Origin of the sequence: uncultured Reyranella sp. (assembly GCF_945957355.1) — a bacterium.
Taxonomy (GTDB): domain Bacteria; phylum Pseudomonadota; class Alphaproteobacteria; order Reyranellales; family Reyranellaceae; genus Reyranella.
In genome coordinates, this window is sequence record NZ_CAMFKM010000003.1 from 402,138 (window position 1) to 427,402 (window position 25,265).

General features: G+C 66.2%; 30 protein-coding genes. 26 read left to right on the forward strand and 4 right to left on the reverse strand.

Features of this window, described 5'->3' with window-relative positions; translation table 11 throughout:
• Nucleotides 1–17: 17 nt before the first annotated feature.
• Nucleotides 18–299, reverse strand: coding sequence for a hypothetical protein (locus Q0Q48_RS07665; RefSeq protein WP_295136256.1), 282 nt, complete (start codon nucleotides 297–299; stop codon nucleotides 18–20).
• 17 nt (nucleotides 300–316) lie between these two features.
• The gene (locus Q0Q48_RS07670; protein WP_295136258.1) at nucleotides 317–1,186 is read right to left on the reverse strand and encodes an NAD(P)/FAD-dependent oxidoreductase; all 870 of its coding nucleotides are present in this window, start codon (nucleotides 1,184–1,186) and stop codon (nucleotides 317–319) included.
• Nucleotides 1,187–1,373: 187 nt separating this feature from the next.
• On the opposite strand from Q0Q48_RS07670, the gene Q0Q48_RS07675 reads away from it, so the two are divergent.
• Genes Q0Q48_RS07675 through Q0Q48_RS07700 form a run of 6 tightly spaced genes read left to right on the forward strand, consistent with a single transcriptional unit; the run spans nucleotide 1,374 to nucleotide 6,767 of the window.
• Nucleotides 1,374–2,288: a branched-chain amino acid ABC transporter permease LivH gene (locus Q0Q48_RS07675; RefSeq protein WP_295136260.1), complete on the forward strand. Its 915-nt coding sequence runs from the start codon at nucleotides 1,374–1,376 to the stop codon at nucleotides 2,286–2,288.
• Between the two features lie 3 nt (nucleotides 2,289–2,291).
• Complete coding sequence (gene livM, locus Q0Q48_RS07680; RefSeq protein ID WP_295136262.1) at nucleotides 2,292–3,713, forward strand: high-affinity branched-chain amino acid ABC transporter permease LivM; 1,422 nt, start codon at nucleotides 2,292–2,294, stop codon at nucleotides 3,711–3,713.
• Nucleotides 3,710–4,519, forward strand: a complete 810-nt coding sequence (locus Q0Q48_RS07685) for an ATP-binding cassette domain-containing protein (RefSeq protein WP_295136264.1) — start codon at nucleotides 3,710–3,712, stop codon at nucleotides 4,517–4,519. Before livM ends, Q0Q48_RS07685 begins: the two co-directional genes overlap by 4 nt.
• Nucleotides 4,512–5,240, forward strand: a complete 729-nt coding sequence (locus Q0Q48_RS07690; RefSeq protein WP_295136266.1) for an ABC transporter ATP-binding protein — start codon at nucleotides 4,512–4,514, stop codon at nucleotides 5,238–5,240. The genes Q0Q48_RS07685 and Q0Q48_RS07690 overlap by 8 nt, the downstream gene beginning before the upstream one ends.
• Nucleotides 5,237–5,599: a DUF6867 family protein gene (locus Q0Q48_RS07695; protein WP_295136268.1), complete on the forward strand. Its 363-nt coding sequence runs from the start codon at nucleotides 5,237–5,239 to the stop codon at nucleotides 5,597–5,599. The genes Q0Q48_RS07690 and Q0Q48_RS07695 overlap by 4 nt, the downstream gene beginning before the upstream one ends.
• Nucleotides 5,600–5,654: 55 nt before the next feature.
• Nucleotides 5,655–6,767 (forward strand): branched-chain amino acid ABC transporter substrate-binding protein, encoded by a 1,113-nt coding sequence (locus tag Q0Q48_RS07700; RefSeq protein ID WP_295136270.1) that lies wholly within the window; start codon nucleotides 5,655–5,657, stop codon nucleotides 6,765–6,767.
• Between the two features lie 33 nt (nucleotides 6,768–6,800).
• On the opposite strand, the gene Q0Q48_RS07705 is transcribed toward Q0Q48_RS07700, so the two are convergent.
• Nucleotides 6,801–7,379 (reverse strand): Ada metal-binding domain-containing protein, encoded by a 579-nt coding sequence (locus Q0Q48_RS07705; RefSeq protein ID WP_295136272.1) that lies wholly within the window; start codon nucleotides 7,377–7,379, stop codon nucleotides 6,801–6,803.
• Between Q0Q48_RS07705 and Q0Q48_RS07710 the strand changes: the two genes are divergently transcribed.
• The 13 genes from Q0Q48_RS07710 to Q0Q48_RS07770 all read left to right on the forward strand — a co-directional run bounded on the left by Q0Q48_RS07710 (nucleotide 7,378) and on the right by Q0Q48_RS07770 (nucleotide 20,022).
• Entirely contained in the window at nucleotides 7,378–8,115 is a 738-nt protein-coding gene (locus tag Q0Q48_RS07710) for a GNAT family N-acetyltransferase (RefSeq protein ID WP_295136274.1), read from the forward strand. The genes Q0Q48_RS07705 and Q0Q48_RS07710 overlap by 2 nt on opposite strands.
• Nucleotides 8,112–9,281, forward strand: coding sequence for an MFS transporter (locus Q0Q48_RS07715; RefSeq protein WP_295136276.1), 1,170 nt, complete (start codon nucleotides 8,112–8,114; stop codon nucleotides 9,279–9,281). Before Q0Q48_RS07710 ends, Q0Q48_RS07715 begins: the two co-directional genes overlap by 4 nt.
• A gap of 110 nt (nucleotides 9,282–9,391) precedes the next feature.
• Entirely contained in the window at nucleotides 9,392–9,832 is a 441-nt protein-coding gene (gene rpiB / locus Q0Q48_RS07720; RefSeq protein WP_295136278.1) for a ribose 5-phosphate isomerase B, read from the forward strand.
• Between the two features lie 5 nt (nucleotides 9,833–9,837).
• Nucleotides 9,838–11,145 carry a serine hydroxymethyltransferase gene (gene glyA, locus Q0Q48_RS07725; protein WP_295136280.1) on the forward strand — a complete coding sequence of 436 codons (1,308 nt, stop codon included), beginning with the start codon at nucleotides 9,838–9,840 and terminating at the stop codon, nucleotides 11,143–11,145.
• Nucleotides 11,146–11,179: 34 nt separating this feature from the next.
• Entirely contained in the window at nucleotides 11,180–11,647 is a 468-nt protein-coding gene (nrdR, locus tag Q0Q48_RS07730; RefSeq protein WP_295136282.1) for a transcriptional regulator NrdR, read from the forward strand.
• A 5-nt stretch (nucleotides 11,648–11,652) separates the two neighbouring features.
• Nucleotides 11,653–12,744, forward strand: a complete 1,092-nt coding sequence (gene ribD, locus Q0Q48_RS07735; RefSeq protein WP_295136284.1) for a bifunctional diaminohydroxyphosphoribosylaminopyrimidine deaminase/5-amino-6-(5-phosphoribosylamino)uracil reductase RibD — start codon at nucleotides 11,653–11,655, stop codon at nucleotides 12,742–12,744.
• A gap of 9 nt (nucleotides 12,745–12,753) precedes the next feature.
• Complete coding sequence (locus Q0Q48_RS07740) at nucleotides 12,754–13,356, forward strand: riboflavin synthase (protein WP_295136286.1); 603 nt, start codon at nucleotides 12,754–12,756, stop codon at nucleotides 13,354–13,356.
• A complete protein-coding gene (gene ribB, locus Q0Q48_RS07745; RefSeq protein WP_295136288.1) occupies nucleotides 13,353–14,504 on the forward strand; it encodes a 3,4-dihydroxy-2-butanone-4-phosphate synthase in 1,152 nt (383 codons plus the stop codon). Before Q0Q48_RS07740 ends, ribB begins: the two co-directional genes overlap by 4 nt.
• Before the next feature lie 2 nt (nucleotides 14,505–14,506).
• Nucleotides 14,507–14,995, forward strand: coding sequence for a 6,7-dimethyl-8-ribityllumazine synthase (locus Q0Q48_RS07750; RefSeq protein ID WP_295136290.1), 489 nt, complete (start codon nucleotides 14,507–14,509; stop codon nucleotides 14,993–14,995).
• On the forward strand, nucleotides 14,992–15,462 hold the full coding sequence (nusB, locus tag Q0Q48_RS07755; protein ID WP_295136292.1) for a transcription antitermination factor NusB: 471 nt from the start codon (nucleotides 14,992–14,994) through the stop codon (nucleotides 15,460–15,462). The genes Q0Q48_RS07750 and nusB overlap by 4 nt, the downstream gene beginning before the upstream one ends.
• A gap of 6 nt (nucleotides 15,463–15,468) precedes the next feature.
• A complete protein-coding gene (thiL, locus tag Q0Q48_RS07760; protein ID WP_295136294.1) occupies nucleotides 15,469–16,455 on the forward strand; it encodes a thiamine-phosphate kinase in 987 nt (328 codons plus the stop codon).
• Between the two features lie 104 nt (nucleotides 16,456–16,559).
• The gene (locus Q0Q48_RS07765) at nucleotides 16,560–17,765 is read left to right on the forward strand and encodes an MFS transporter (protein WP_295136296.1); all 1,206 of its coding nucleotides are present in this window, start codon (nucleotides 16,560–16,562) and stop codon (nucleotides 17,763–17,765) included.
• Between the two features lie 151 nt (nucleotides 17,766–17,916).
• Nucleotides 17,917–20,022: a sodium-translocating pyrophosphatase gene (locus tag Q0Q48_RS07770; RefSeq protein WP_295136298.1), complete on the forward strand. Its 2,106-nt coding sequence runs from the start codon at nucleotides 17,917–17,919 to the stop codon at nucleotides 20,020–20,022.
• Nucleotides 20,023–20,121: 99 nt separating this feature from the next.
• On the opposite strand, the gene bamE is transcribed toward Q0Q48_RS07770, so the two are convergent.
• Complete coding sequence (gene bamE, locus Q0Q48_RS07775) at nucleotides 20,122–20,610, reverse strand: outer membrane protein assembly factor BamE (RefSeq protein ID WP_295136299.1); 489 nt, start codon at nucleotides 20,608–20,610, stop codon at nucleotides 20,122–20,124.
• A gap of 68 nt (nucleotides 20,611–20,678) precedes the next feature.
• Here bamE and Q0Q48_RS07780 point away from each other — a divergent pair, with 68 nt between their 5' ends.
• The 7 genes from Q0Q48_RS07780 to Q0Q48_RS07810 all read left to right on the forward strand — a co-directional run bounded on the left by Q0Q48_RS07780 (nucleotide 20,679) and on the right by Q0Q48_RS07810 (nucleotide 25,206).
• On the forward strand, nucleotides 20,679–21,206 hold the full coding sequence (locus Q0Q48_RS07780) for a ubiquinol-cytochrome C chaperone family protein (protein WP_295136301.1): 528 nt from the start codon (nucleotides 20,679–20,681) through the stop codon (nucleotides 21,204–21,206).
• Nucleotides 21,207–21,260: 54 nt separating this feature from the next.
• Nucleotides 21,261–21,800 carry a DUF177 domain-containing protein gene (locus Q0Q48_RS07785; RefSeq protein WP_295136303.1) on the forward strand — a complete coding sequence of 180 codons (540 nt, stop codon included), beginning with the start codon at nucleotides 21,261–21,263 and terminating at the stop codon, nucleotides 21,798–21,800.
• 128 nt (nucleotides 21,801–21,928) lie between these two features.
• A complete protein-coding gene (rpmF, locus tag Q0Q48_RS07790; RefSeq protein ID WP_295136305.1) occupies nucleotides 21,929–22,123 on the forward strand; it encodes a 50S ribosomal protein L32 in 195 nt (64 codons plus the stop codon).
• A 52-nt stretch (nucleotides 22,124–22,175) separates the two neighbouring features.
• The gene (gene plsX / locus Q0Q48_RS07795; RefSeq protein WP_295136307.1) at nucleotides 22,176–23,252 is read left to right on the forward strand and encodes a phosphate acyltransferase PlsX; all 1,077 of its coding nucleotides are present in this window, start codon (nucleotides 22,176–22,178) and stop codon (nucleotides 23,250–23,252) included.
• Nucleotides 23,249–24,220: a beta-ketoacyl-ACP synthase III gene (locus Q0Q48_RS07800; RefSeq protein WP_295136309.1), complete on the forward strand. Its 972-nt coding sequence runs from the start codon at nucleotides 23,249–23,251 to the stop codon at nucleotides 24,218–24,220. Before plsX ends, Q0Q48_RS07800 begins: the two co-directional genes overlap by 4 nt.
• A 123-nt stretch (nucleotides 24,221–24,343) precedes the next feature.
• Entirely contained in the window at nucleotides 24,344–24,655 is a 312-nt protein-coding gene (locus Q0Q48_RS07805; protein ID WP_295136311.1) for an integration host factor subunit alpha, read from the forward strand.
• A 23-nt stretch (nucleotides 24,656–24,678) separates the two neighbouring features.
• Nucleotides 24,679–25,206 (forward strand): MerR family transcriptional regulator, encoded by a 528-nt coding sequence (locus tag Q0Q48_RS07810; protein ID WP_295136313.1) that lies wholly within the window; start codon nucleotides 24,679–24,681, stop codon nucleotides 25,204–25,206.
• Nucleotides 25,207–25,265: the final 59 nt, after the last annotated feature.

The following is a 25,265-nucleotide window of genomic DNA, read 5'->3' on the forward strand; positions in this document are numbered from 1 at the left end:
CACGATGAACAGCTTCCTCAATCCCCTAAGGCGAGGAGTGCCGCCTTGTAGTTCTTGGCGACCTTCTCGATCAGTTCCTTCGGCGCCGGCTGGCTGGCGCTGTTCTTGGCGTGGAAATGGATGTTGTCGACCGGACGATGGGCGCCCAGCATGGCGCGTACGCCTTCCAGCAACTCACGAGCGTTCGGCTTGGAATTGGAGATCAGCGCAATGGCGTCCGTCGCCCAGTTGACCGGCTGCAACGTCACCTTGGCGGGGCCGGCGGCGGCCATTCCGAAGCTTGGATTGAAGATACGCATGTTCGCTTTCCTCCACGCTACTTGTTCAACGCCGCGATAACCGACTTGGCGGCGCGTTGGCCGTCCGCGATGGCGTTGGCCAGATATTCCTTCGAACCGGACCTTACGTCGCCGGCGGCAAACACCAGCGGCTGGGCAGTCTGGCCCGCTTCGTCAACAACGATATGCCCCGTGGCGTCGCGTGCAAGCGAATCCGGCAGGAATTCCGCAGCGGGAGACCGCCCCTCATAAACGAACACCGCATTGGTCGGAATTCGGTTTCGCTGGCCGCTATCTTCGACCGTGACGGCCTCGAGACCGTTGCTGCCTTCGAGACCGACGATGCGTCCCGGCATGGCCGTGACGCCTTCGGGGAGCGGGCCATTCGGCGTGCCGAGCATGGTGATGTCGCTGGCGATGCCGACCAGGACGGCGGCCTCGTAGGGCGCCCAGCCGGTCGCGCCGGCGATGATCACGGGCTGGCCGGCATAGAGCGGCCCGTCGCAGTTCGCGCAGTGGGAAAGGCCACGTCCTTCATATTCCTCCTCGCCGGGGAGACCGAGCTTGCCCTTGCTCATGCCGGTCGCAACGACGAGGGATCGCGCCGTGTGGTGCTCGCCGTCGGCGGTCTCGATCTCGAAGGGCCCGTTGCCGGAAATCGCCGTCACTTCGCCGAAGCCGATCTCGACGCCGGCGACGACGGCGTCGTCGGTCAGGCGCGCGGCCATAGTCGTGCCGTCGAAGATCTCCTCGAAATCGTGCAACTGGCCCAGGTTGATGATTTCGCCGCCGGGCGCGAGCTTGTCGAGGCAGAGCGCCTTCAGGCCCGCGCGGGCGGCTTCGGTGGCGGCGGTCAGTCCGGCAGGACCGGCGCCAATGACGATCACGTCGTAGGAAGGGGTGTCCATGGTCGTCTTTAATCGGCACTTGTACCGGGGAGTGCAAGGGACAATTCCGGGACCGGACGGAGCTGGTCAAGCCTGAGCATCCTCCCGCGCCCCATTGTGGTCCGCGATTTGCAGGCCGTGCATCTTGAGCTTGCCAGTCCCCGAGAAAGCATCGTAGGTCGCAAAGGCAGGGAGACAGAAACAAGGCATGGCGTACTTCACGCAACAGCTGATCAACGCAATCACGCTGGGCGCCATCTACGGGCTGATCGCCATCGGGTACACGATGGTCTACGGGATCATCGGCATGATCAACTTCGCGCATGGCGAAGTGTTCATGATCGGTGCCTTCATCTCGTTGATCGGCTTCATCATCTGCGGCAGCCTCGGCATCAGCTCGGCGCCGATCGCCATCGTCCTGGTGCTGCTGCTGGCCATGTGCTTTTCGGCTGTCTACGGCTGGGCGATAGAACGAACGGCCTATCGACCGCTCAGGGGCTCGTTCCGGCTGGCGCCGCTGATCTCCGCCATCGGCGTGTCGATCGCCCTCCAGAACTATGTGCAGCTGGCCCAGGGCGCGCGGCCCAAACCCGGCGGGCAGATCGTGTCGGGCGGATTCAACCTGTTCAGCGCCGACGGCTTCGACGTCCGCGTCACCTGGCTTCAGATCATCATCGTGCTGGTGACGGTCGTGCTGATGGCCGCATTCACCTGGGTGATCGCGAAAACCTCGCTGGGGCGCCAGCAACGCGCCTGCGAACAGGACATGAAGATGGCGGCGTTGCTGGGCGTCAATGTCGACCGCACCATCTCGCTCACCTTCGTGCTGGGGGCGGCGCTCGCTGCCGTCGCCGGCATGCTGTTCCTGATGTACTACGGCGTCATCGACTTCTTCATCGGCTTCCTGGCCGGCATCAAGGCCTTCACTGCGGCGGTGCTCGGCGGCATCGGCTCGCTGCCGGGCGCCATGCTCGGCGGGCTGCTGATCGGATTGATCGAGGTCTTCTGGGCCGGCTACTTCTCGAGCGAGTACAAGGATGTCGCGGCCTTCGCGATCCTGGTCCTGGTGCTGATCTTCCGGCCGAGCGGACTGCTCGGCAAGCCGGAGATCGAGAAGGTCTGACGGATGGGCCCGCGTCTCCCTCTCATGCTGAAGGATGCGGGCCTTACCGCCTTCGTCGCCGCGGCCCTCGGCATCTTCATCGTGGGCTTCCGCACCGTCGACCTGGGGGGCGGCAAGGGGCTGGGCTTCGACTATCACCTCGTCGATCTCGCGGTGGCCGTGGTCGTCATCTTCATCGGCCGGCTCGGCCTCTCGATGGCGGCCAATGGTCTGCGCTGGCCGGCCATTGCGCTGGGTGTGGCGATGGTCGCGGCCGGCGCCTCGCCCATGAAGCTGCCGTCCGGCTTCCTGCACTGGTTCGTGGCGCTGGGCGGCGTACTGCTGGTGATCCGCGCGATCTGGCCATGGGCCAATGACGCCATGGGCGCTGCGGCGCGGACCCCGTCGGGTGTGGCGCTGGGCAAGGCCGGGTCCAAATGGTTTGGCTGGCTGTTGCTGGCCGCAGCGGTGCTGATGCCGTTCACGCCGTTCGCCGACCAGAAGACGATGGATCTCGGCGTCCTGATCCTGACCTACGTGATGCTTGGCTGGGGGCTCAACATCGTGGTCGGCCTCGCCGGCCTGCTCGACCTGGGCTACGTCGCATTCTACGCGGTCGGCGCCTACGCCTATGCGCTGCTCAGCACGCAGTATGGACTGGGCTTCTGGACTGTCTTGCCGCTCGCCGGGATGATGGCGGCGCTGTTCGGCATCATGCTGGGTTTCCCGGTCCTGCGCCTGCGCGGCGACTACCTCGCCATCGTGACCCTCGGCTTCGGCGAGATCATCCGTCTCGTGCTGCTGAACTGGTTCGACCTCACCAACGGGCCGGCCGGCATCGGCTCGATCCCGGGACCGACCCTGTTCGGCGCCGTGTTCGCCGAGACGCCGCCGCCCGGCAAGCAGACTGTCTCGGAGATGCTGGGAATCGCCTTCGACGGCAATCACCGGCTGATCTTCCTCTATTACATCATCCTCGGCCTGGCCCTGATCACCAACCTCTTCACCCAGCGCATGCGGCGCCTGCCGGTCGGTCGCGCCTGGGAGGCGTTGCGCGAGGACGAGACCGCTTGCCAGGCGCTCGGCATCAATCCGACCAACACCAAGCTCACGGCCTTCGCCATCGGCGCCATGTTCGCGGGCTTTGCCGGTTCCTTCTTTGCCGCCAAGCAGCGCTTCATCAGCCCCGAGAGCTTCGTGTTCATCGAGTCGGCGATCATCCTGGCCATCGTCGTCCTGGGCGGCATGGGCAGCCAGATCGGCGTGGTGCTGGCGGCCGTGCTGTTGATCGGCCTGCCAGAATGGTTCCGGGACCTCGGCAATTACCGCATGCTGGCCTTCGGCCTCGCCATGGTCCTGATCATGGTGTTCAAGCCGCGCGGGCTCATTTCCCATCGCGAGCCGTCGATACGGTTGCATCCCGCCGGCTCGGGAGGCGGGGGATGACCTCATCGCTGATCGAGATCGAGCACCTCACCATGCGCTTCGGCGGGCTGGTCGCGATAGACGACGTCTCGTTCTCGGCGCGATCGCAGGAGATTACCGCAGTCATCGGTCCCAACGGCGCCGGCAAGACGACGGTCTTCAACTGCATCACCGGCTTCTACAAGCCGACGATCGGCCGGCTGACCCTGCGTGGCGCTGGCGGCGAATTCCTGCTCGAACGGATGCGCGGCCACGAGATCGGTCAGAAGGCCCGGGTGGCTCGTACCTTCCAGAATATCCGTCTGTTTCCCGGCATGACCGTGCTGGAGAACCTGATGGTGGCGCAGCACAACAAGCTGATGCGCGCCTCGGGCTGGAGCCTGCTGGGTCTTGTTGGCGTGGCGAGCTTCCGGCGGGCCGAGGCGGCCGCGGTCGACCTGGCGCGGCTCTGGCTGGAGCGCATCGGTCTGGTGGCGGATGCCGACCGTCCGGCCGGCGAGCTGCCCTATGGCGCCCAGCGGCGCCTCGAGATCGCCCGGGCCATGTGCACCGAGCCGGTGCTGCTCTGCCTGGACGAGCCGGCGGCCGGTCTCAACCCGCGCGAATCGGCCGAACTCAACCAGCTGCTGGTTTCGATCAGAGACCGGGACGGGATCGGCGTGCTGCTGATCGAGCACGACATGAGCGTCGTGATGAACATTTCCGACCACATCGTCGTCCTCGACTATGGCCGCAAGATCGCCGAGGGGGATCCGCTGGCGGTGCGCGGCAACCCGGCGGTGATTCGCGCCTATCTCGGCACCGACGAGGAGGCGATCGATGGCTGAGCCCTCGATTCTCTCGGTCAGGGGCGTCGAGACGTTCTATGGCGCCATCCAGGCACTGCATGGCGTCGACCTCGAGGTGGCACGCGGCGAGATCGTGACCCTCATCGGCGCCAACGGGGCAGGCAAGTCGACGCTGCTGATGACGATCTGCGGCAATCCCCGGGCGCGCGGAGGAAAGATTCTGCTCGACGGCGAGGACATCACCGCGCTGCCGACCTTTCAAATCGTGCGGCGTGGCGTGGCGCAGGTGCCGGAGGGACGTCGCATCTTCGCGCGCATGAGCGTCTATGAGAATTTGCAGATGGGCGCGATCCTCGCCGATCCGGCGAACTTCAAGTCGGACCTCGACCGTGTCTTCGCGATGTTCCCGCGGCTGGCCGAGCGGCGCGACCAGCGCGGCGGCACCCTGTCGGGCGGCGAGCAGCAGATGCTGGCGATTGGCCGCGCCCTGATGAGCCGGCCGCGCATCCTCCTGCTCGACGAGCCGTCGCTGGGGCTCGCGCCGCTGATCGTGCGCCAGATATTCGACTCGATCGGCCGCATCGCGCGGGAGGAAGGTGTCACGATCTTCCTGGTCGAGCAGAACGCCTTCCACGCGCTGCGCCTGGCCGACCGCGGCTACGTTCTGGCCAACGGACGGGTGCGCCTCAGCGGCAGCGGCAAGGAGCTCCTGGCCAACCAGGAAGTCCGCGCGGCCTATCTGGAAGGTGGGCACGCATGAGCCCGCTCGACACCTTCATGTTCGACTGGTTCGGCGACACGCTGTTCAACGTGGTGCTGTTCAACATCGTGCTGATCGGGCCGGCGTCGTTCGCCGCCGGGCACGCCGTGGCTCTCACCTGGCGACCCTGGCCGCAGATCGTATTCTACACGGCGCTCCTGTCGGCGACCCTGCGCTTCCTCGACTATGCGCTGGCCAATGGCGAGTTATGGTCGTTGGCGGGATTTGTACTGGGCTGGGCCGTGCAACTGGCGATCGCGGCCTTCGCCTTCAGGCTCACGCGCGCGCGCCAGATGGTGCGCCAATATCCATGGCTTTACCGGCGCAAAGGCTTGCTGGGCTGGGACGAGCGGCCCTAATGTAACAGCCATGCTCCGCCAGTGCGGAGGAGGCTCAACGACAAGGGAGACCCGGATGAAGAAGATGTACGGCACACTGGCCGTCGCAGCCGTCGCACTGATGGCGACGCCCGCGTTCGCCCAGATCAAGATCGGCTCGGCCGGTCCGATGACCGGTTCCAACGCGGCGTTCGGCGAGCAGCTCCGTCGCGGCGCCGAGATGGCGGTCGCGGACATCAATGCCGCCGGCGGCGTCAACGGCCAGAAGCTCGAACTGGTGATCGGCGACGATGCCTGCGATCCCAAGCAGGCGACCGCGGTCGCCAACAAGATGGTTTCGGACAAGGTCGTGTTCGTGGCCGGCCACTTCTGTTCGGGTTCGTCGATCCCGGCCTCGGACATCTACAAGGAAGGCAAGATCCTGCAGATCACGCCGGCCTCGACCAATCCGAAGCTGACGGACGACGCCGCTTCCAAGGGCAACACCACGGTGTTCCGCACCTGCGGCCGTGACGACGTGCAGGGCACGACGGTCGGCAACTACATCCTGAAGAACAACAAGACCGCCAAGGTCGCGATCCTTCACGACAAGTCGCCGTACGGCAAAGGCGTGGCCGACGAGACCAAGAAGGCCCTGAACAAGGGTGGTCTGCGCGAGGCCATGTACGAGGCCTACAACGACACCGACAAGGACTTCGCCGCGCTGATCAACAAGATGAAGCAGGCGAAGATCGACATCATCGTGCTGGGCGGCTACCACACCGCGGGTGCGCTGATCATCAAACAGGCGCGCGAGCAGGGCCTGGCCGCGAACATGATGGGCTTCGACGCGCTCGAGACCGCTGAGTTCGCCCAACTGGGCGGCGCGGCGACCAACGGCGTGATGATGTCGTTCCCGCCGAAGGCCGAGGACGACCCCAAGAATGCCGCCCTCGTTAAGAAATTCCGTGACGCCAAGTACAACCCGGAAGGCTACACGCTGTTCAGCTACGCCGCCGTGAAGGCCTGGGCCGATGCCGCCAACAAGGCGAAGTCGGTCGAGGCAGCCAAGGTCGCCGCGGCGCTGCGCTCGGGCAAGTACGACTCGGCCGTCGGCGTGCTCGAATTCGACGCCAAGGGCGACATCAAGGACGCGGTCTACGACATCTACGTCTGGAAGGACGGCAAGTCGGCTCCGATGAAGAAGTAGGGCAGACGAGCTCTGCGATGGAGGGGCCCGGCTTCAGCCGGGCCTTTTCTTTTTGGCGGCGAGCCGGCGTATGTCGCTAGGCGTGCGCTTGTAGACTTCGGCGAAGACGGCGTTGAAGCGGCGCAGGCTTGCGAAGCCAGCGCGCGCTGCGACCTCGATCATCGGCACCCTGGTCTGATCGAGCAGGCGCTTGGCGCGTTGGACGCGCTGTGTTCGCGCGACCTGCAGCGGGCTTGCGCCGATGTGGCGTTGGAACAGCCGGTCGAGATGGCGCGTGCCGACGCCCAGTCGTTCAGCTAGATCGTCGACGCCTCCGCGGTCGAGCGCGCCGTCACGGATCAGCCGCAGGGCGCGCTGCACCGTCGTGCGTGAGCCCAGCCACGCCGGCGAGAAGGGGGCCGTCTCGGGACGACAGCGCAGGCACGGGCGGAAGCCAGCAACCTCCGCTGCGGCGGCCGTCGGATAGAACTGGACGTTCCTGCCCTGGGCGGGGCGCACCGGACAGACCGGACGACAGTAGATGCGGGTGGTGCGCACGCCGGAGAAGAAGCGGCCATCGTAGCGACGGTCGCGACCGATGCGGGCGCGTTCGCAGACCTCGGGGTCGAGCATGACGATGGAGTCCGATTCCGGCGAGTCGACTTTCACCACTCATGTTACTTCGCGCGGCATGACGATCAACGTTCTCGACAATTCGGTATGGCACGCTCTTGTGGGGCGGCATCGACATCACGCGACCGGCCGTGGAGCCGCCCGTCATTATCCGCGCGATATCGCGCCGTTCTCCGCGATCCTCGAACCCACCGATCAGGCCTATGCCGACCTTGCGGCCGATCTTCCGGCTGGCGCCGAAGCACGCCTGTTCCGTCCGACAGAGGAGCCGCTGCCGCCCGGCTGGGACGATGTCGGTCGCTTCCCCATGCTGCAGATGGTGGCGACGCGAACTCCGGAGGAAGATGACGACGCGGTTTCGCCACTCTCGTCCGACGACGCTGGGGCAATGCTCGATCTCGTGGCGCTTGCCCAGCCCGGTCCATTTGGGGCGCGTACACCATTGTTGGGGCGTTACCTCGGCGCTTGGAGCGGAAATCGTCTCATTGCGATGGCAGGCGAGCGGCTGCGCGTAGCGGGCCATGTCGAGCTGAGCGCGATCTGCGTCCACCCCGAGGCGCGAGGGCAGGGACACGCAGGCAGACTCGTGCGTCGGCTGATGCGGCTGGCCTTCGAGAACGGCGAAGTGCCGTTCCTGCACGTACGGCCCGACAACAAGCCGGCGATCGAGCTTTATCGCCACCTGGGCTTCGAGGTCCGGCGCGAACTCATGGTCCTGTGGCGCCGGCCCAGATGATCGATGCGGCCGACCGCCACGGCACGCGGGTCGTCTGGACCGCCTTCGTGGTGGCCGTATTCGGCTGGGGCGTAGGCTTCTACGGACCTGCGGTTTATCTCCCGGTGCTACATCGGACGCATGGCTGGTCGCTCTCGATCCTCTCCGCGGCGATCACGGCGCACTACCTCGTGAGCGCCGTCCTGATCATCGCTTTGCCAGATGCCTACCGGCGCTTTGGCGTGGCCCGCGTCACGCAGGGCGGTACACTGCTTGGTGCCGCAGGTGCGATTGCGTGGGCCAATGCGCAGCAGACATGGCAGCTCGTGCCCGCTCTGCTGCTGAGCGGCGCGGGATGGGCCGCAATGAGCGGGGCAGCACTCAACGCGATGGTGTCACCCTGGTTCGAGCGCGATCGGCCCAAGGCCCTCAGCATGGCGTTCAATGGCGCGAGCGTCGGCGGCATCGTGTTGGTGCCGCTCTGGATGGCGCTCGCAGGCGGTTTCGGCCTGGCGCCTGCGGCGTTCCTCATGAGCATCGCCATGGTTGCGATCGTCTGCCCCCTGGCATTCCGCACCCTGCAGCGTCGGCCCGCAGTCGCGGTATCGAAGACGCGGCCGTTGCCGCGTCTTGCCCTTCTGCGGCAGCCGCGCTTCCTGACGATCTCACTGGCCTTTGCCCTCGGCCTGTTCGCACAGATCGGGCTCTTCGCGCATTTGATCGCGAGGCTCGAACCCGTGCTCGGGCCAAGCCTGGCGGCGGGGGCGATCAGTCTGATCACGGTTTGCGCTGTGGTGGGGCGCACCTTGCTGGCAAGGCTCCTGGGCGAGCATGACCGTAGGCTCGCTGCCGCGGCCAACCTGCTGATGCAGGCCGTCGGCGTGTTGCTGCTGGCGCTCGGGGAGGGCAGCGTCCCGCTGACGGCGGGTTGCATCCTGTTCGGATTGGGAGTCGGTAACCTGCTCTCGCTGCCGCCGCTGATCGCCCAGCGCGAATTCCGGCTGGCCGACGTCGGGACCGTGGTCGCTCTCGTGACAGCCATTAACCAGGCGGTCTTTGCCTTTGCGCCAGCCATATTCGGCGCCTTGCGCGATTCGACCGGCAGCTATGTTGTGCCATTCCTGGTGGCGGGGGGCGTCCAGACCCTCGCGGCTGCGATCATCTTCCTGGGCCGGCGATTTTCCTGAGCCAATTCAGTGTCTTGTGGGTCACCCTCCACGATTTTGCGGAACGGTGACATCACGGCCCCGGATATGGTATCGGGGGGCTCAATAGCTAGAGGGGGTCGATCGTCGATATGCCGGGGGGCGCCATCGCGGTCGCGTCGGATCATGCCGGCTTCGACCTTAAGGAAACGCTGAAGCGTGACCTGCAGGAAGCAGGTCACGAAGTGCTGGATCTCGGCACGAATTCGACCGCTTCCGTCGACTATCCCGACTTCGGGAAAGCCATGGGCGACGCCATCGCCTCGGGCAGGGCCAACCGCGGCGTCCTCGTCTGCGGCAGCGGCATCGGCATCTCCATCGCCGCCAACCGCAATCCCAAAGTTCGCGCAGTGCTCGCGCACGATGTGACCTCGGCGCGGCTCTCGCGCGAGCACAACGACGCCAATGTCATTGCCTTCGGCCAGCGTCTGACCGGTATCGAGGTCGCGCGCGAAGCCCTGAAGGTCTTCCTCGCGACCAAGTTCGAAGGCGGCCGTCACAGCGGCCGCGTCGACAAGCTTTCGAAGGGTTGAGTGTCATGAGCCAAGCCGCTGCCAAGATGAGCGATTCGCCGCTGCCGTTGTTCACCAGGGGGGTCGCCGAAGCCGATCCGGCGATCGATGCCGTCCTCAAGGGCGAACTGCACCGGCAACAAGAGCAGATCGAGCTGATCGCCTCGGAGAACATCGTCTCGCGGGCCGTGCTCGAGGTCGCGGGCTCGGTCCTGACCAACAAGTATGCCGAGGGCTATCCGCGCCGCCGCTACTATGGCGGCTGCGAGGAGGTCGACAAGGCCGAGGATCTCGCGATCGAGCGCGCCAAGAAGCTGTTCAATTGCAGCTTCGCCAACGTACAGCCGCACTCGGGCGCGCAGGCCAACCAGGCCGTGTTCATGGCGCTGTTGCAGCCGGGCGACACGTTCCTCGGCATGGCGCTCGACCAGGGCGGGCACCTGACGCACGGCTCGCCGGCCAACCAGTCGGGCAAGTGGTTCAAGGTCGTGTCCTACGGGCTGAAGCCAGACACGCATCTGATCGACTACGAGCAGATGGAGGAGGCGGCCCGCCGCGAGAAGCCGAAGCTGATCATCGCCGGCGCGTCGGCCTACTCGCGCCACATCGACTGGGCGCGCTTCCGGAAGGTGGCTGACGAGATCGGCGCCTACTTCATGGTCGATATGGCGCACTATGCCGGCCTGGTTGCGGCCGGCGTCTATCCGAGCCCGCTGCCGCACGCCCATGTCGTGACGACGACGACCCACAAGACGCTGCGCGGACCGCGTGGCGGCATGATCCTGTCGAACGACGCCGAGCTCGGGAAGAAGATCAACTCGGCGGTGTTCCCCGGCCTGCAGGGCGGCCCGCTGATGCACATCATCGCCGCGAAGGCGGTGGCGTTCGGCGAAGCGCTGAAGCCCGAGTTCAAGGTCTATGCCCAGCAGGTCGTCGACAACGCGCGCGCGCTCGCAGCGACCCTGACCGAGCGCGGTCTGAAGATCGTGTCCGGCGGCACCGACAGCCACGTCATGCTGGTCGACCTGCGCCCGAAGAAGGCGACCGGCGTGTCGGCTGAGAAGGTGCTCGACCGCGCGGGCATCACGACGAACAAGAACAGCATCCCGGGCGATCCGGAGAAGTACACGGTGACGTCGGGCGTGCGGCTCGGCTCGCCGGCGGGAACCTCGCGCGGCTTCGGCGTCGCGGAGTTCCAGCAGATCGGTCATCTGATTGCCGACGTGCTCGACGGCATCGCCAAGAACGGTCCGGACGGCGACGCCCAGGTCGAAGCCCAGGTTCGCGCCAAGGTCCATGCCCTCTGCGCGCGCTTCCCGATCTACCGTGACTGACAAGGCGCAAAGCCGGAACGAACAGGGGAACTAGATGCGCTGCCCATTCTGCGGTCACGAGGACACACAAGTTAAGGACTCGCGGCCGACCGACGACAATTCGGCGATCCGCCGGCGGCGTTACTGCCCGTCCTGTGGATCGCGCTTCACGACCTTCGAGCGCGTGCAGCTGCGCGAATTGACGGTGGTGAAGAAGAACGGGCAGCGCGTGCAATTCGATCGCGATAAGCTGGCGCGTTCCATACAGGTCGCCTGCCGCAAGCGGCCGGTCGATCCGGAGCGTACGGAGCGCGTGGTGAACGGGATCGTGCGCCGCCTCGAAAGCTCCGGCGAAAGTGAGATCCCCTCGACGCAGATCGGCGAGCTGGTGATGGATGCGCTGCGCGCGCTCGATCCGGTGGCCTATGTGCGATTCGCCTCGGTTTATCGCAACTTCCGCGAGGCCCGGGATTTCGAGGAGTTCATCTCCGATCTCGCCGATACCGCCCACTTCAAGGACTGACGCCGATGATGCGCGCGGCGCTCGCGCTGGCGCGGAGGTCACTCGGCTGCACCTGGCCCAATCCCGCCGTGGGCTGCGTGATCGTGCGGGACGGCCGGATACTGGTGCGCGGTCGCACCAGGGAAGGGGGCCGGCCTCACGCCGAGGCCGATGCGATCGCGCAGGCGGCCGAGGCCGGCCTGTCGCTGACGGGTGCCACGGCCTACGTCACGCTTGAACCCTGCTCGCATCACGGTCGAACACCGCCCTGTGCGGACGCCCTCGTGGCGGCCGGAATCTCACGGGTCGTCTCCGCGCTCGAGGATCCGGATCCGCGCGTCAGCGGCGAGGGGCATGCGCGACTCAAGGCTGCCGGACTCTCGGTCGAGATCGGGGAAGGGCGCGCCGAGGCGGCCGAGATCAATGCCGGCTTCCTGTTGCGGGTTCGTGAAGGCCGGCCGCTCTTCCATCTCAAGTTGGCGGGATCGCTCGACGGGCGTATCGCGACCGCGTCCGGCGAGAGCAAGTGGATCACCGGCGAGGGCGCGCGACGCGACGGCCACCGGCTGCGCGCGACCCACGACGCAATCCTGGTCGGGGCCGCGACGGCGGCCGCCGACGATCCGGAGCTCACCTGCCGCCTGCCGGGTCTGGGTGTCCGCTCGCCCGTCCGGATCGTCCTGGATTCGCAGGCGCGCCTGTCGGCCCTGTCAAAACTCGCAACGTCGGCGCGGGTGACTCCAGTGTGGCTGGTTTGTACGAAGGCGGCGTCGGCAGACCGCCGGGATGCGCTGAGCGCGCTCGGTGTCGAGATCGTCGAGGTCGGCGGCCGCGACGACGGTCGGATCGATGTTGCGGCGGCGGCGCAGGCGCTCGGCTCGCGCGGGGTGACCCGGGTGCTTGTGGAAGGCGGCGGCCAGGTCGCCGCCTCCTTCCTCAAGGCAGGGCTTGTCGACCGGATCTCGAGCTACCGGGCCGGGTTGGTCCTGGGGGCCGACGGCCGCTCTGCGGTTGGGGGACTGGAATTTGCACGCCTCGGTTCCGCGCCCCGGTTCAGACTCCTTTCGGCGCGGCAACTGCAGGGCGACACGCTGGAAACCTGGCGCCGGGAGGACTAAGTAGCGGCCATGTTCACAGGCATCGTGACCGACATCGGCGAGATCGTCTCGGTCGACCCCGGCGGCAAGGAAGGCGACCGCCGTTTCGTGATCGCCACGAAACACGACATGGCTCCGATCGCCATCGGTGCTTCGATCGCCTGCTCGGGCTGCTGCCTGACGGTGATCGAGAAGGGGACCGGCTGGTTCGCCGTCGAGGTCTCGGCCGAGAGTCTCGCCAAGACGCATCTGGGTGACTGGCAGGTCGGCAGCCGGCTCAACCTCGAATTGTCGCTGAAGCTCGGCGACGAGCTGGGTGGACATCTCGTCTACGGCCACGTCGACGGTGTGGGCAGGATCGCCGCCATGACCCCGGAGGGCGGCAGCGTGCGTTTCGTGTTCGAGGCGCCTCCGGAGCTGGCGCGCTTCGTTGCGGCCAAGGGCTCCATCGCGATCGACGGCATCTCGCTCACCGTCAATGAAGTGGAGGGCAATCGCTTCGGCGTGAACGTGATTTCACACACGCAGGCGGTCACCACGCTGGGGCAGGCCCGGGTCGGCCAGAGGGTCAACCTTGAGGTGGATATGCTCGCGCGTTACGTTGCGCGACTGTTGGAGCATCAGAAAACATGAGTGCGCTCGAAAAGGACGCCTGGCGGGTCACCTTCAGCGAGGTGAAGGCCGCCGCCGAGGACATCATCGAGGAGGCTCGCAAGGGCCGGATGTTCATCCTCGTCGACGACGAGGATCGCGAGAACGAGGGCGACCTGGTGATCCCGGCCCAGTGGGCGACGGCCGAAGCGATCAATTTCATGGCCCGGCATGCGCGCGGCCTGATCTGCCTCGCGCTGACGCGCGAACGGGTGGAGCAGCTCGGCCTGCCGTTGATGTCCCAGAACAACCGCACCCGACACTCGACCGCGTTCACCGTCTCGATCGAAGCCCGCGAGGGCGTGACGACCGGAATCTCCGCCGCCGACCGTGCGCGCACGGTATCGGTGGCGATCGATCCCTCGTGTGGTCCGCAGGACATCGTGACGCCGGGGCATGTCTTCCCGCTGGTCGCCCGCGACGGCGGCACGCTGGAGCGCACAGGCCACACCGAGGCTGCCGTCGATATCGCCCGTCTGGCCGGTCTCAATCCGGCCGGCGTGATCTGCGAGATCATGAACGACGACGGCACGATGGCCCGTCGCAACGACCTCATCACCTTCGCGCAGCGCCATGCGCTGAAGATCGGCACCATCGCCGATCTGATCGCCTATCGCCGCCGCTACGACTCGATCGTGAAGCGCATCAGCGAGACCTCGCTGGACAGCACCTGGGGTGGTGACTTCCGCTGCGTCGTCTACGTGAACAAGGTGACAATGGCGCAGCACGTTGCCCTGGTGAAGGGCGATCCTGCAGCCGGCGGGCCCGTCATGGTGCGTATGCATGCCGTCAACCTCTTCACCGACACGCTGGGCCAGCGCAGTGGCGGTCGCGGCGGAGAGATCGAGGCTTCGATGCGGGAGATCGCCCACGAGGGACGCGGTGTCATCGTGCTCATCCGGGAGCCGCTCACCGTCGTTCTGGCCGAGCAGCGCCGCCGCGCCGGCGAGCCGATCGAGCCGTCGGGCCAGGAGCTGCGCGACTACGGCGTCGGCGCCCAGATCCTGATCGACCTCGGAGTGAAGGAAATGGTGCTGCTCAGCAATTCCCAGAAGAGCGTCGTCGCCCTCGAGGGATTCGGGCTGAAGATCGTCGCCCAGAAGCCGGTCCCCGGTCGCGCAAAGGTCTGAACATGTCGACACGGACGGAAAACCCGACGGCCAGGCCGGCGGTCGATGGGGTCAAGGGCGCGCGCATCCTGATCGTCGAATCGCGCTACTACGCAGACATCGCCGATGCGCTGATCCTGGGCGCTGAGCAGGAGATCGCCAGGAATGGCGCGAAGTCCGAGCGCGTTGTCGTGCCCGGCGCCTTCGAGATTCCGGGCGCGATCGCGATGGCGGCAGACAAGAAGGGTAAGCGCTACGATGGCTATGTCGCGCTGGGCTGCGTCATCCGCGGTGAGACGACCCACTACGACTATGTCTGCGGTGAGAGTGCGCGCGGGCTGATGGATCTCGCGGTCCAGAAGAAGCTGGCCATCGGCTACGGCATCGTCACGGTCGAGACCATCGAGCAGGCCCGGGCGCGCGCCTTCACAGATCGCGGCGACAAGGGCGGCGACGCCGCCCATGCCTGCCTCGCGATGGTGGCACTCGGCCGTCGCTGGAAGAAATCGTGAGCGACACCAAGCCGGCCGGCCCCAGCCGTCGCCAGGCAGCACGGCTGGCGGCGGTCCAGGCGCTCTACCAGTGGCAGGAGGGGCAGGATGCCCCGGCCGAGATCATCGAGCAGTTCCTGAAGGTGCGGACCGGGGAGGCGGGCGAGGGCGGCATGCGCCGAGATGCCGACCGTCCGCTGTTCAAGGACGTGGTCGAGGGCACCACGACCAACCGCGACGCGCTGGAGGCGATCGTGACGGCGTCGCTGGCGCAGGACTGGACTTGGGCGAGGGTCGACCGCCTGGTGCGTGCCATTCTGCTCGCGGGCGCCTATGAACTCGTGCATCGGGGGGACGTACCGCTGCGGGTCGTCATCAACGAGTATGTCGAAATCGCGCACGCCTTCTATGACAAGGGCGAGCCGAGCTTCATCAACTCCGTCCTCGACCGCGTGGCACGTCAGGCGCGGCCGACCGACCGGAAGTAGGCCGCCATGGCGCGGCGCGGGCGGATCGGCGAGTTCGAACTGATCGCCCGCTACTTTGCGCCGCTTGCCCGGACCTTCAAGGGGGCGGGCAATCTCCAGAGCGACAACGCCTTTCTCGCGGCCGATCCGCGCCACGACCTCGTCGTCAAGACGGACACGGTCGTCGCGGGCGTCCATTTCCTGGCCGATGAGTCGCCTCAGCGTGTCGCGGCCAAGGCCCTGCGCGTCTGCCTCTCCGATCTTGCGGCCGGCGGCGCGATGCCGTTCGTCTATCAACTCTCTCTCGCACTGCCGGCGCGGTGGACCGAGAAGTGGCTCGCGGGCTTCGCTAAAGGCCTCGCGGCCGACCAGCGGCGCTACGCTATCGTCCTGTGCGGCGGCGACACGGTGGTGACCCCCGGGCCACTCACCGTCACGATCACCGCCTTCGGCCGCGTGGCGCGCGGCAAGGGCATCGGTCGCGGTGGCGCGAGGGCCGGGGACGAACTCTGGGTGAGTGGCACGGTTGGCGACGGCGCGCTCGGCCTGCTGGCGGCGAAAGGCCGCTTGCCGGAGCTGACGCCGCGGCAGCGCGCCTTTCTCGACGATCGCTATCGCCTGCCGCAGCCACGCACCGCGCTCGGCCATCACCTCGTGGGCATCGCGACGGCGATGGCTGATGTCTCCGACGGGCTCCTGGCCGATGCCGGGCACATCGCTGACGCCTCTCGCCTGGCCGTGACCGTCGAGCGCGATGACGTGCCTCTGTCAGCGGCGGGCCGTGCGGCGGTGACGGCCGACCCCCGCCTGTGGGCGAATGTCCTGGGGGGTGGCGACGACTACGAGCTCGTATTGGCGGTCCCGCCCCGCAAGCGGTCGGCGCTCTTGGGCGCCGCACGTGCCGCCGGCATCGCCGTCACGCGTATTGGCCGTTTTACCGATGGCAGCGGCGTCACCTTGACGGCGGCGGGCAGGGCCGCCGCGGCCCCGCGCAAGGGGTACGTTCACTTCTAGTGAATCACACCTCCTCATAGCTGCACTGCGTGCCGCGCCATGGCGCGGGCAGGGCGCGCCACTAGAGTGCCGGCCCAATGGACGGATCTTCTAGGGTGCAGGAAATGCCCGCGGCCTCCGACGGGCGCATACCGCGCCGGTCGATGCGAAACATCGCCTTGCTGGCAATGTGCCAGGCGCTGACGCAGAGCAGTAATACGCTGATGTTCGCTTCGTCGGCGCTGGCGGTTCTCACCATCGTTTCGCCGGACATGCGCATGTGGGCCAACCTGCCGGTCACCATGCAGCATCTCGGCGTGATGCTGTCGGTGTTCCCGGCCTCGCTGCTGATGATGCGGCGCGGCCGCAAGTTCGGTTTCCGCAGCGGCTCGGTAATGGGGATGATCGGCTCGTCGCTGGCCGCCATCGGGCTGGGCCTCGGCAGTTTTCCGGTCATGTGCCTTGGCGGCCTGTTCCTGGGCTACGGCATCGCCAACATGCAACTCTATCGCTTCGCCGCCGTCGAGTTGGCCCCGGCGCCTTATCGCGCACAGGCGATCTCCTACGTCACGGCGGGCGGCGTGCTGGCGGGCATCCTCGGCCCGAGCCTGGCCCGTTTCACGCCCGATCTCTGGCAGCCGCTCTTCCAGGCGAGCTTCTGCGCCGTCATCGTCATTCACATCCTCGTCTTCATCGTGCTGGGCTTCATCGAATTCCCGCAGGTCAGGGTCGAGGACACATCCGGGCCGCAGCGGCCGCTCTCCCAGATCGTTACCCAGCCGGCCTACATGGTGGCCTGCGCGGGGGCGATGATCGCCTTCGGTGTGATGTCCTTCGTGATGGCGGCCTCGCCGCTGGCCATCGTGCAATGCGGTCTCAAGGCGACTGAAGCGCCGGTGACGATCTTCGTGCACGTTATGGGCATGTTCATCCCGTCCTTCTTCACCGGCCACCTGATTGCGCGCTTCGGCATCTTCAACATCATGATCGCGGGCATCGTGCTGCTGGTGGCGGGGGTGGTCGTGGCGCTGATGGGGGTCACCGAATGGCACTTCCGCGGCGCCCTCAGCCTGAACGGCGTGGGCTGGAACTTCCTGTTCGTCGGGGCGACGACCCTGCTCACCACGACCTACCGGCCATCGGAGCGGGGAAAGGCGCAGGCATTCAACGACTTCATGGTGTTTGGCGTCACCACCGTGGCCAGCCTGATGGCCAGCGTCGTGCTGGAGCTGAAGGGCTGGGCTGCCCTCAATTACGTGGCGCTCGCCCTGGTGCTGGTCGCCCTGCTGGTCATCGGCATCTTCCGGTTGCGGAATCCGTCACGCGCCTGACGCCAAGCCCTTGAGGTGACGGCGCTTTTCCCATCGGCGAGTTGCGCCGACACGGGCATCATGTCATTTTTCGCGCGCCTCGCGCCGGGGGAGTAATCGCTTCAGGCCGCGATGCGCTAGAAGCGCTTTAAAAAACAATGGGTTAGGAAATATGTCCACCGTTCTTTGGGGTGTCATAGGCTGCGGCTTAATCGCCGTGCTGTATGGCGTCATTACCGCATCGCGGGTCATGGCGGCCGACGCCGGCACGCCGCGCATGCAAGAAATTGCGCAGGCCATCCAGGAAGGTGCGGCTGCCTACCTGCGCCGCCAGTACACGACCATCGGCATCGTGGGCGTCATCGTCCTCGTCCTCCTCGCCATCCTGCTCGGCAAGTTCGCCGCCATCGGCTTCCTGATCGGTGCCATCTTGTCGGGCGTGACGGGCTTCATCGGCATGAACGTGTCGGTCCGTGCCAACGTGCGCACGGCCGTCGCGGCCCAGAAGAGCCTGGCCTCGGGCCTCGACCTTGCCTTCAAGGCGGGCGCGGTGACCGGCATGCTGGTGGCCGGCCTCGCCCTGATCGGCGTCGGCGGCTACTACGCCGTTCTGCTGAACATGGGCGTCGCCGGCGGCAGCCGCGACATGATCGACGCGCTTGTTGCGCTGGGCTTCGGCGCCTCGCTGATCTCGATCTTCGCCCGTCTCGGCGGTGGCATCTTCACCAAGGGTGCGGACGTCGGCGGCGACATGGTCGGCAAGGTCGAGGCGGGCATCCCGGAGGATGACCCCCGTAACCCGGCGACGATCGCCGACAACGTGGGCGACAACGTCGGCGACTGCGCCGGCATGGCCGCCGATCTGTTCGAGACCTACGCGGTGACGACCGTCGCCACGATGGTCCTGGCATCGATCTTCTTCGCGGCCGATCCGGTCCTCGTGGCAAAGTTGATGGCGTTTCCGCTGGTCATCGGCGGCGCCTGCATCATCACCTCGATCATCGGCACCTACTTCGTCCGCCTCGGCTCCGACGGCAACATCATGTGGGCGATGTACAAGGGCGTGATCGCGGCCGCCGTGCTGTCGATCCCGGCCATCTACATTGCCACCGACCGCCTGATCGGCATGGGCACGGTGATGACGGTGGGCGATCGTTCGTTCACCGGCATGTCACTGTTCTGGTGCTCGCTGGTCGGTCTGGTCATCACCGGCGTGATCGTCTGGATCACCGAATACTACACCGGCACCGACTATCGCCCGGTGAAGGCCGTGGCGCAGGCTTCGGTCACCGGTCACGGCACCAACGTCATCGCCGGTCTCGCGATGTCGATGGAAGCCACGGCGGGCCCGGCGCTGCTGATCTGCGGCGGCATCGTGATCTGCTACGTGCTGGCCGGCCTGTTCGGTATCGCCATCGCCACCACCGCCATGCTGGCGCTCGCGGGCATGGTCGTGGCGCTCGACGCCTACGGCCCGGTCACCGACAATGCCGGCGGCATCGCCGAAATGGCCGGCCTGCCGAAGGAAGTGCGCAAGAACACCGACGCGCTCGATGCGGTCGGCAACACCACCAAGGCCGTCACCAAGGGTTACGCCATCGCTTCGGCTGGCCTTGGCGCGCTGGTGCTGTTCGCTGCCTACACCTCGGACCTCGACTACTTCATCGCCGCGGGCAAGCTCGGCGTAAAGGCGGTCGATTTCTCCCTCAAGAATCCGTACGTCGTCGTCGGTCTGCTGGTCGGCGGCCTCCTGCCGTACCTGTTCGGTGGCATGTCGATGCTGGCCGTCGGCCGTGCCGCCCAGGCGGTGGTCGAGGAAGTCCGTCGCCAGTTCAAGGAGAAGCCCGGCATCATGGCGGGGACGGACCGGCCGGACTATGGCCGCGCCGTGGACATGCTCACCAAGGCGGCGATCAAGGAGATGATGATCCCGTCGCTGCTGCCGGTGCTGTCCCCGGTCGTGCTGTTCTTCGTGATCTCGTGGATTGCGGGACGCTCGGATGCCTTCGCGGCGGTCGGTGCGATGCTGCTCGGCGTGATCGTCACCGGCATCTTCGTCGCCATTTCGATGACGGCCGGCGGCGGTGCCTGGGACAACGCCAAGAAGTACATCGAGGAAGGCCATTTCGGCGGCAAGGGATCCGACGCCCACAAGGCGGCGGTGACCGGTGATACCGTCGGCGACCCGTACAAGGATACGTCGGGTCCGGCCGTCAATCCGATGATCAAGATCACCAACATCGTGGCGCTGCTGCTCCTCGCCGTTCTGGCGCACTGAGCGCACGCGGAACACCTGATACGGAAAAGCCCCGGCCGAGAGGCCGGGGCTTTTTCGTTGAGGATCTGGCCCGGCTCCGGGCCGGACGATCTCGGGGCGTTAGATTCCGCCACCGCCGGTCGGAGCGCCGGGGTTGCTCGTCTGCTTCGGACCGGTGAAGCGGCCGACGTTGCCCAGCACCTGCTCGAGGATCGTGAGTTCCTTGCCCGAGGTCGGCGTGATGCGCTGGACCATCTGGATGTCCTGCGCATCCTTGAGGTCGTAGTTCTTGATGGCTTCGATACGGCCCGATTCGTTGAACGTGACCTGGATCACCTTCTGGGAAGTGATCCTAGGCTTGGTGTAGGCCCAGTACTCCTGGGTCTCGCTGATGTAGTACCAGATGTTCGGATTGAAGGTCGCCACGGCCGAGGGCGATCCGATCAGGCGGACCACGTCCTCACGGCTCTGGGCGCCGACTTCGAGCTTTTCGACCGAGCCCGGCGTTGCCGCGAAGCCACGCAGGTCGACAGTGTTCTCGCAGCCGGTCAGCGCAATGGCGGTAAGGGCGAGTGCGCCGGCGAGGGCGAGCGGGGCGGTGCGACGCATGGACTGCTTCTTGGCTTTGCGGGAAGAGGGATCGCAAGATGTCGCGATGAAGGGTCCGGGTCAACCTGTTGTACCGCGACCAGTTGGGGAGGGAGTCGTTCGTGTTCCGCCGTCGCAAGCCAGAGGATGATTTCGCCGCCACCATCTATAATCGTGTGGCCGAGCAGGCGCGCACGGCGGAGCTGTTCGAATCCTGCGGCATTCCCGACACGCTCGATGGCCGCTTCGATTCGCTGGCGCTCCACGCGGCGCTGATGATCGACCGATTGCGCCGTGAGCCGGACGGCGAGCCCCTGTCCCAGGCGTTCTTCGACGCCATGTTCCGCCATCTGGACCTCACGCTGCGCGAGATCGGCATTCAGGACCTGGGGGTCGGCCGGCGCATCAAGATCATGGCCGAGGGGCTGCATGGCCGTGCGCTGGCCTATCGCGAGGCGCTGAATGACGGGCCGACACCGCTGGCCGAGGTCTTGCGCCGCAATGCCTATGGCGGTAGGTCGCCCCAGAATTCCGAAGTCGTCGCCCGGCTTGAAGCTTATGTGCGAGATTATGTGCGCCTCCTTGGTGCCACGGCCCGTAACGACCTGATAAAGTGAATTAACAAAATGTCCCAAGATACTGATAAAACAGTAAAATCTGAGATTGAACGCTTGGTTGATCTCGACAAGCTCGGCAACAATGGCGCGGCGCTCGAGATTTCCACAACGGAAAGTGAGCGGGCGGCGCTGGCCAAGAGGTTCGGCTTCCTGGGTCTGCCGGCCTTTTCGGCGAGGGTGACCGTGGACAGGCGGCCAGGGGGGCAGGTCGTCGTCGAGGGGCGCCTCAAGGGCCGGATCGTCCAAGCCTGCATCCTGAGCCTTGAGCCTGTAGCCCAGGAACTGGACGACGCCTTCCGGCTCGTCTTTGCCGAGAATGTCGCGGAGGAGCACGACCCCGAGAGCGGCGAAGCGCTGTTGAATTCACAGGGCGACGCGCCGGAGCCGCTGAGCGGGAATATGCTGGATGTCGGTGAAATCGTGGCCGAGCAACTGTCCCTGACGGCGGACCCCTATCCGAGGCGGCCGGGAATCAAGCTCGAGGACGTGCTGCCCAAACCGAAAGGCGGCGCCCGCCGTTCGGCGCCCGAGCAGCGGCGGCATCCCTTTGCCGGCCTGGCGGCCCTGAAGGACAAGCCCCGCCGCGGCCGGTAAATTGTTGCGGCGGTAAGACGTTTTGGCTAGAGAAGGCCGCCCGCCGCGCCTACAGAGCGCGGCTGCAGCTTTTTTGGGGGCATGCCCTGCTCAGATGGGCGGGTGCGGCCCTCGTCGTGGAGATCGTCATGGCAGTTCCCAAGAAAAAGGTTTCGAAGTCCCGCCGCAACATGCGTCGCTCGCATCACGCGCTGCCGACCATGGCATTCATGGAGTGCAAGAACTGTGGCGAGCTGAAGCGCCCCCATATGGTGTGCTCGCATTGCGGCTACTACCGCGAGGACATGCCCGTCCTGGCCGACGCCGCGTCGGCCGAGAAGTAGTCCGAAGCACGCCGCCGGCAATGCGCTGGCATTCGACAGGCGGAGCGTGACGGTGGGTGCGAACAAGATCGTCCTCGCACTCGACGGCATGGGGGGCGATCACGCGCCCGATGTCGTGGTGAACGGCGCGGATATCGCCCGCGAGCGCTATCCCGGTACGTCCTTTCTGTTGTTCGGTGACGAGCCGCGCCTGAAGGCCCTGGTCGACAAGCGCAAGGGCCTCGCGCAGGTGCTCGAAATCGTGCCGTCGGAAGATGCCGTGCTGGCCGAGGACAAGCCGTCCTTCGCGCTGCGTCGGCGCCGTAAGTCCAGTATGTGGATGGCTGTCGAGGCGGCAGCCCAGGGACGCGCCGACACGGTCGTGTCGGCCGGCAATACCGGTGCGCTTCTCGCCATCTCGATGTTCGCGATGCGCATGCTCGAGGGTGCCGACCGGCCGGCATTGGCTTCGTTCATGCCGACCTCGCGGGGCGAGACCGTGATGCTGGATCTCGGCGCCAATCTCGAATGCGATGCCGAAAACCTCGCGCAGTTCGCCGTGATGGGCAGCGTGTTCGCCCAGGCGCTGCTCGGCCTCGACTCCCCGAAAGTCGGCTTGCTGAATGTCGGCTCGGAGGAGCTCAAGGGGCACGAGGAGCTGCGGCAGGCGGCGGCGTGGCTGCGCCGCGAGGGCTCGCCGGTCAATTTCCATGGCTTCGTCGAAGGCAATGACATCGGTGCCGGCGTGACCGACGTCGTCGTCACCGACGGCTTCACCGGCAATGTCGCCCTGAAGGCGATCGAGGGTACCGCCAAGCTCACCTTCCAGTTCGTGGGCGACGCCTTCCGCACCTCGACCTTCGCCAAGATCGGCTACCTGTTCGCGGCTGGCGCCTGGCGGAAACTGCGCAAGAGGGTCGATCCGCGCCGTTACAATGGCGGCGTGTTCCTGGGCCTCGATGGGGTCTGCGTGAAGAGCCACGGCGGCACGGACGCGCTGGGCTTCGCCTACGCCATAGGCGTGGCGGTCGACCTGGTCCGCTACGAATACAAGAGCAAGCTTGTCGAGGGTCTGGCCCGGCTGCGCGAGGTCACCTCGGCCGCCGAAACGCCTGCCACCTCGCTGCAGGCCACCGGAGGAACTGCGTGATTCGTTCTGTCGTCCAGGGTTGCGGTTCGTATCTGCCCGAGCGCGTCGTCACCAACGAAGAACTGTCCAGGACCGTGGACACCACCGACGAGTGGATCCGCCAGCGCAGCGGCATCTGCCAACGCCATATCGCAGCCGAGGGCGAGTTCACGTCCCACCTTGCAATCAAGGCCTCCCAGCGCGCGCTCGACCACGCGGGCCTCAACGCCTCTGACCTCGACCTGATCGTGCTCGCGACGGCGACGCCGGACCAGACGTTTCCGGCGACGGCGACGCGGGTGCAGGCCGCGCTCGGCATGACGAAGGGCGCGGCGTTCGACGTCCAGGCGGTGTGTGCGGGATTCGTTTACGGCGTGTCGGTCGCCGACAGTCTCATCAAGAGCGGTCTCGCCTCGACCGCCCTCGTGATCGGCGCGGAGACCTTCTCCCGCATCCTCGACTGGGACGATCGTGGGACGTGCGTGCTGTTCGGCGACGGCGCCGGTGCGATCGTCCTCAGGGGCGAGCAGGGTGCCGGCACCCCGGCCGACCGCGGTATCCTCGCCAACGCGCTGCACTCCGACGGTCGGCACCACGACCTTCTCTATGTCGACGGCGGACCGTCCTCGACCCGGACCACCGGCTTCCTCCGCATGGAAGGCAAGGAGGTCTTCAAGCATGCGGTGGTCAACATGGCCACCGTCGTGGGCGAGGTGCTGGAGAAGGCTGGGCTCGAGGCCAAAGACGTCGACTGGCTGGTCCCGCATCAGGCCAACAAGCGCATCATCGACGGTACCGGTCGCAAGCTCGGCCTGCCGCCGGAGCGCGTCGTGGTGACCGTCGACAAGCACGCCAACACGTCGGCGGCGTCGATCCCGCTGGCACTCGACGTCGCGGTCAAGGACGGCCGCATTAAGAAGGGCGACCTGCTCCTGCTGGAGGGGATCGGCGGCGGCCTGTCCTGGGGAGCAAGCCTCGTTCGCTGGTAATGCGAGAATCGTAGCCAACGGAACGTGAACAGGCGGCGATTCAAGTCCACCCTCTATCCTACTGATATTGACCGCTTTCCCACCTTAGAGTAAGGATTAAGTGGGGGAAGAAGAGGTACCGGAGTGGACGGCCGGACAATCACGCGTGCCGATCTGAGCGAGTCAGTGTTCCAGGAAGTGGGCCTGTCTCGCAATGAATCCAGCGATCTCGTGGAGACGATTCTCTCCGAGGTGGTGGAGGCGTTGGCGCGCGGCGAATCGGTGAAGATCTCCTCGTTTGGGAGTTTCACGGTTCGCGACAAGGGGCAAAGGGTCGGCCGCAACCCGAAGACCGGGCAGGAAGTTCCCATCCTGCCGCGGCGAGTCCTCGTCTTTCGAGCGTCGAATGTCCTGAAAACACTGATCAACGGGGCGCCCGGCGAGAACAAGGGGTAGTTGGGAACACGAGGGGATCTTAGATGGCCGTTTCCGTTCAGACCGTCGAAAGACGGGTCGAGAAGTCGGCGCAGGCGTTCCGTACGATCAGCGAGGTCGCGACCGAGCTCGATGTGCCGCAGCACGTGCTGCGGTTCTGGGAAAGCAAGTTCACCCAGGTTCGCCCGCTGAAGCGGGGCGGGGGCCGCCGCTACTACCGGCCGGAAGACATCGACCTCCTGCGCCGGATCCGCACGCTGCTCTACGAAGATGGGTACACGATCAAGGGCGTCCAGCGCCTACTCAAGGAAGGCCGCGGTCGCTTGCCGGCGCAGCGCCTCGATCTCGCGGCGGAAAGTGCGCTGGAGAGCCTGCGCATCGTCTCGGCGCGGGCTGAGGCTATGGCGGGAGGCACTCGCCAGCCGCTGCCGCGCACCGGCCCTCAGCCGTCCACCACCACTCCGCGGGCGGCGGTCCTCGACCTCCACAAGCGGCGTGAGATCGAATCCGTGCTGGAAGACCTCGAGCAGGCGCTGACGCAATTGCGCAGCACGCTGAAGACGCAGAACTAGCCCCTTCAATCCGTGGGCATTGCCGGGGGGCGATGCTCAAGGGCTTGCAGGTGCGGCGT

Excerpts from the sequence above, each read along its gene's own strand:
- Q0Q48_RS07665 (WP_295136256.1), bottom strand. The coding sequence starts at position 299 with ATGCGTATCTTCAATCCAAGCTTCGGAATGGCCGCCGCCGGCCCCGCC.
- Q0Q48_RS07670 (WP_295136258.1), bottom strand. The coding sequence starts at position 1,186 with ATGGACACCCCTTCCTACGACGTGATCGTCATTGGCGCCGGTCCTGCC.
- Q0Q48_RS07675 (WP_295136260.1), top strand. The coding sequence starts at position 1,374 with ATGGCGTACTTCACGCAACAGCTGATCAACGCAATCACGCTGGGCGCC.
- livM (WP_295136262.1), top strand. The coding sequence starts at position 2,292 with ATGGGCCCGCGTCTCCCTCTCATGCTGAAGGATGCGGGCCTTACCGCC.
- Q0Q48_RS07685 (WP_295136264.1), top strand. The coding sequence starts at position 3,710 with ATGACCTCATCGCTGATCGAGATCGAGCACCTCACCATGCGCTTCGGC.
- Q0Q48_RS07690 (WP_295136266.1), top strand. The coding sequence starts at position 4,512 with ATGGCTGAGCCCTCGATTCTCTCGGTCAGGGGCGTCGAGACGTTCTAT.
- Q0Q48_RS07695 (WP_295136268.1), top strand. The coding sequence starts at position 5,237 with ATGAGCCCGCTCGACACCTTCATGTTCGACTGGTTCGGCGACACGCTG.
- Q0Q48_RS07700 (WP_295136270.1), top strand. The coding sequence starts at position 5,655 with ATGAAGAAGATGTACGGCACACTGGCCGTCGCAGCCGTCGCACTGATG.
- Q0Q48_RS07710 (WP_295136274.1), top strand. The coding sequence starts at position 7,378 with ATGACGATGGAGTCCGATTCCGGCGAGTCGACTTTCACCACTCATGTT.
- Q0Q48_RS07705 (WP_295136272.1), bottom strand. The coding sequence starts at position 7,379 with ATGCTCGACCCCGAGGTCTGCGAACGCGCCCGCATCGGTCGCGACCGT.
- Q0Q48_RS07715 (WP_295136276.1), top strand. The coding sequence starts at position 8,112 with ATGATCGATGCGGCCGACCGCCACGGCACGCGGGTCGTCTGGACCGCC.
- rpiB (WP_295136278.1), top strand. The coding sequence starts at position 9,392 with ATGCCGGGGGGCGCCATCGCGGTCGCGTCGGATCATGCCGGCTTCGAC.
- glyA (WP_295136280.1), top strand. The coding sequence starts at position 9,838 with ATGAGCCAAGCCGCTGCCAAGATGAGCGATTCGCCGCTGCCGTTGTTC.
- nrdR (WP_295136282.1), top strand. The coding sequence starts at position 11,180 with ATGCGCTGCCCATTCTGCGGTCACGAGGACACACAAGTTAAGGACTCG.
- ribD (WP_295136284.1), top strand. The coding sequence starts at position 11,653 with ATGATGCGCGCGGCGCTCGCGCTGGCGCGGAGGTCACTCGGCTGCACC.
- Q0Q48_RS07740 (WP_295136286.1), top strand. The coding sequence starts at position 12,754 with ATGTTCACAGGCATCGTGACCGACATCGGCGAGATCGTCTCGGTCGAC.
- ribB (WP_295136288.1), top strand. The coding sequence starts at position 13,353 with ATGAGTGCGCTCGAAAAGGACGCCTGGCGGGTCACCTTCAGCGAGGTG.
- Q0Q48_RS07750 (WP_295136290.1), top strand. The coding sequence starts at position 14,507 with ATGTCGACACGGACGGAAAACCCGACGGCCAGGCCGGCGGTCGATGGG.
- thiL (WP_295136294.1), top strand. The coding sequence starts at position 15,469 with ATGGCGCGGCGCGGGCGGATCGGCGAGTTCGAACTGATCGCCCGCTAC.
- Q0Q48_RS07765 (WP_295136296.1), top strand. The coding sequence starts at position 16,560 with ATGCCCGCGGCCTCCGACGGGCGCATACCGCGCCGGTCGATGCGAAAC.
- Q0Q48_RS07770 (WP_295136298.1), top strand. The coding sequence starts at position 17,917 with ATGTCCACCGTTCTTTGGGGTGTCATAGGCTGCGGCTTAATCGCCGTG.
- bamE (WP_295136299.1), bottom strand. The coding sequence starts at position 20,610 with ATGCGTCGCACCGCCCCGCTCGCCCTCGCCGGCGCACTCGCCCTTACC.
- rpmF (WP_295136305.1), top strand. The coding sequence starts at position 21,929 with ATGGCAGTTCCCAAGAAAAAGGTTTCGAAGTCCCGCCGCAACATGCGT.
- Q0Q48_RS07810 (WP_295136313.1), top strand. The coding sequence starts at position 24,679 with ATGGCCGTTTCCGTTCAGACCGTCGAAAGACGGGTCGAGAAGTCGGCG.